We start from the raw sequence: 3397 nt of genomic DNA on the forward strand, positions 1-3397 counted from the left end.
TGTCTTAATGTTCTTTAAAAAATAGGAAACAAGCTGAAAGAAACGAGACTTTAAAGTTTAAAGTCTGAGTATGAAAATCTTGACTGAACAAAAGCAGTCAAGTGGTCGTATACAGCATAGAGTATTAATAAATATTCCTAATATATATTCTTAATAGATATTCATTGTATTGAATGATGTCAAGAATAAGTATGAGAGGTGTGAAGAATACTTGAGGTTGTATAGTTAAGTGACTAAGCGCACAAGGTGGATGCCTTGGCAATCAGAGGCGAAGAAGGACGTGCTAATCTGCGAAAAGCTTGGGTGAGTTGATAAGAAGCGTTTAACCCAAGATATCCGAATGGGGAAACCCAGTAGATGAAGAATCTACTATCAATAAGTGAATACATAGCTTGTTGAGGCAAACCGGGAGAACTGAAACATCTAAGTACCCCGAGGAAAAGAAATCAACCGAGATTCTGTCAGTAGCGGCGAGCGAAAGCGGAAGAGCCAGTAAGTGATAGCTATATTGTTAGGAGAATGAGTTGGGATACTCAATCATAGAGGGTGATAATCCCGTATCTTAAAACATTATAGTGGTACTAAGCTAACAAAAAGTAGAGCGGGACACGAGAAATCCTGTTTGAAGATGGGGGGACCATCCTCCAAGGCTAAATACTCCTGATTGACCGATAGTGAACCAGTACTGTGAAGGAAAGGCGAAAAGAACCCCAGTGAGGGGAGTGAAATAGAACCTGAAACCTTGTGCGTACAAGCAGTGGGAGCAAGATACTTCTTGTGACTGCGTACCTTTTGTATAATGGGTCAGCGACTTATATTTTGTAGCAAGGTTAACTGAATAAGGGAGCCGTAGGGAAACCGAGTCTTAACTGGGCGAATAGTTGCAAGGTATAGACCCGAAACCCGGTGATCTAGCCATGGGCAGGTTGAAGATTGGGTAACACTAATTGGAGGACCGAACCGACTAATGTTGAAAAATTAGCGGATGACCTGTGGCTGGGGGTGAAAGGCCAATCAAACCGGGAGATAGCTGGTTCTCCCCGAAATCTATTTAGGTAGAGCCTTGAGCGGACACCTTCGGGGGTAGAGCACTGTTTCGGCTAGGGGTCCATCCCGGATTACCAACCCGATGCAAACTGCGAATACCGAAGAGTGATACTCAGGAGACACACGGTGGGTGCTAACGTCCATCGTGAAGAGGGAAACAACCCAGACCGCCAGCTAAGGTCCCCAAGTACTAGTTAAGTGGGAAACGAAGTGGGAAGGCTTAGACAGCTAGGATGTTGGCTTAGAAGCAGCCATCATTTAAAGAAAGCGTAATAGCTCACTAGTCGAGTCGGCCTGCGCGGAAGATGTAACGGGGCTAAAACTAGTCACCGAAGCTGCGGCATCAGTAGTAATACTGTTGGGTAGGGGAGCGTCGTGTAAGCGGATGAAGGTGAACTGAGAGGTTCGCTGGACGTATCACGAGTGCGAATGCTGACATAAGTAACGATAAAACGGGTGAAAAACCCGTTCGCCGGAAGACCAAGGGTTCCTGTCCAACGTTAATCGGGGCAGGGTGAGTCGGCCCCTAAGGCGAGGCTGAAAAGCGTAGTCGATGGGAAACGGGTTAATATTCCCGTACTTGTAATAGATGCGATGTGGGGACGGAGAAGGTTAGGTTAGCAGACTGTTGGATGTCTGTTTAAGCCAGTAGGTGGGTAAACTAGGCAAATCCGGTTTACCTTAACACCGAGAAGTGATGACGACTCTCTACGGAGAGGAAGTAACTGATACCACGCTTCCAGGAAAAGCCACTAAGCTTCAGTCTATTATAAACCGTACTGAAAACCGACACAGGTGGTCAGGTAGAGAATACTCAGGCGCTTGAGAGAACTCGGGTGAAGGAACTAGGCAAAATAGCACCGTAACTTCGGGAGAAGGTGCGCCGGATTAAATTGTAACTCCTCGCGAGTGAAGGTTGAACCGGTCGAAGATACCAGCTGGCTGCAACTGTTTATTAAAAACACAGCACTCTGCAAACACGTAAGTGGACGTATAGGGTGTGATGCCTGCCCGGTGCTGGAAGGTTAATTGATGGTGTTATCGCAAGAGAAGCTCCTGATCGAAGCCCCAGTAAACGGCGGCCGTAACTATAACGGTCCTAAGGTAGCGAAATTCCTTGTCGGGTAAGTTCCGACCTGCACGAATGGCATAATGATGGCCAGGCTGTCTCCACCCGAGACTCAGTGAAATTGAAATCGCCGTGAAGATGCGGTGTACCCGCGGCTAGACGGAAAGACCCCGTGAACCTTTACTATAGCTTGACACTGAATATTGAATTTTGATGTGTAGGATAGGTGGGAGGCTTTGAAGTAGGGACGCCAGTCCTTATGGAGCCAACCTTGAAATACCACCCTTTAACGTTTGATGTTCTAACGAAGACCCTGAAACAGGGTCTCGGACAGTGTCTGGTGGGTAGTTTGACTGGGGCGGTCTCCTCCCAAAGAGTAACGGAGGAGCACGAAGGTTTGCTAATGACGGTCGGACATCGTCAGGTTAGTGCAATGGTAGAAGCAAGCTTAACTGCGAGACCAACATGTCGAGCAGGTGCGAAAGCAGGTCATAGTGATCCGGTGGTTCTGAATGGAAGGGCCATCGCTCAACGGATAAAAGGTACTCCGGGGATAACAGGCTGATACCGCCCAAGAGTTCATATCGACGGCGGTGTTTGGCACCTCGATGTCGGCTCATCACATCCTGGGGCTGAAGTAGGTCCCAAGGGTATGGCTGTTCGCCATTTAAAGTGGTACGCGAGCTGGGTTTAGAACGTCGTGAGACAGTTCGGTCCCTATCTGCCGTGGGCGTTGGAGAATTGAGAGGGGCTGCTCCTAGTACGAGAGGACCGGAGTGGACGCATCACTGGTGTGCCAGTTGTCTCGCCAGAGGCATTGCTGGGTAGCTACATGCGGAAGAGATAAGTGCTGAAAGCATCTAAGCACGAAACTTGCCTTAAGATGAGTTCTCCCAGTCTATAAGACTGTAAGGGTTGTTGGAGACTACGACGTAGATAGGTGTGGTGTGTAAGTGTAGTGATACATTGAGCTAACACATACTAATTGCCCGAGAGGCTTAACTATACAACGCTCAAGTATTTTTGATAGAGCGAGTAGAGACTAGGTAATACTCAGAAAAAGCACTCAATAATCAGCTTGTTTCGAATAAAAGTAACAGAAAAGAACGAAAACAGAAAACAACAAGAATAGAAAACAACGAAAACAAAACAGATTTTTCTGGCGACAATAGTGCTGTGGCTCTACCTGAATCCATTCCGAACTCAGAAGTAAAACGCAGTAACGCCGATGGTAGTGTGGGGGCTCCCCATGTGAGAGTAGGTCATCGCCAGAGCTTTATT

Annotated in this window: 2 rRNA genes; both read left to right on the forward strand. The window is 47.2% G+C overall.

The features are described from left to right. The first annotated feature begins 223 nt into the window (after positions 1-223). Positions 224-3122, forward strand: a 23S ribosomal RNA gene (locus EV693_RS09400). A 152-nt stretch (positions 3123-3274) separates the two neighbouring features. Further along, positions 3275-3390 (forward strand): 5S ribosomal RNA (gene rrf / locus EV693_RS09405). Positions 3391-3397: the final 7 nt, after the last annotated feature.

The organism is Nicoletella semolina, assembly GCF_004345745.1.
Taxonomy (GTDB): Bacteria; Pseudomonadota; Gammaproteobacteria; order Enterobacterales; family Pasteurellaceae; genus Nicoletella; species Nicoletella semolina.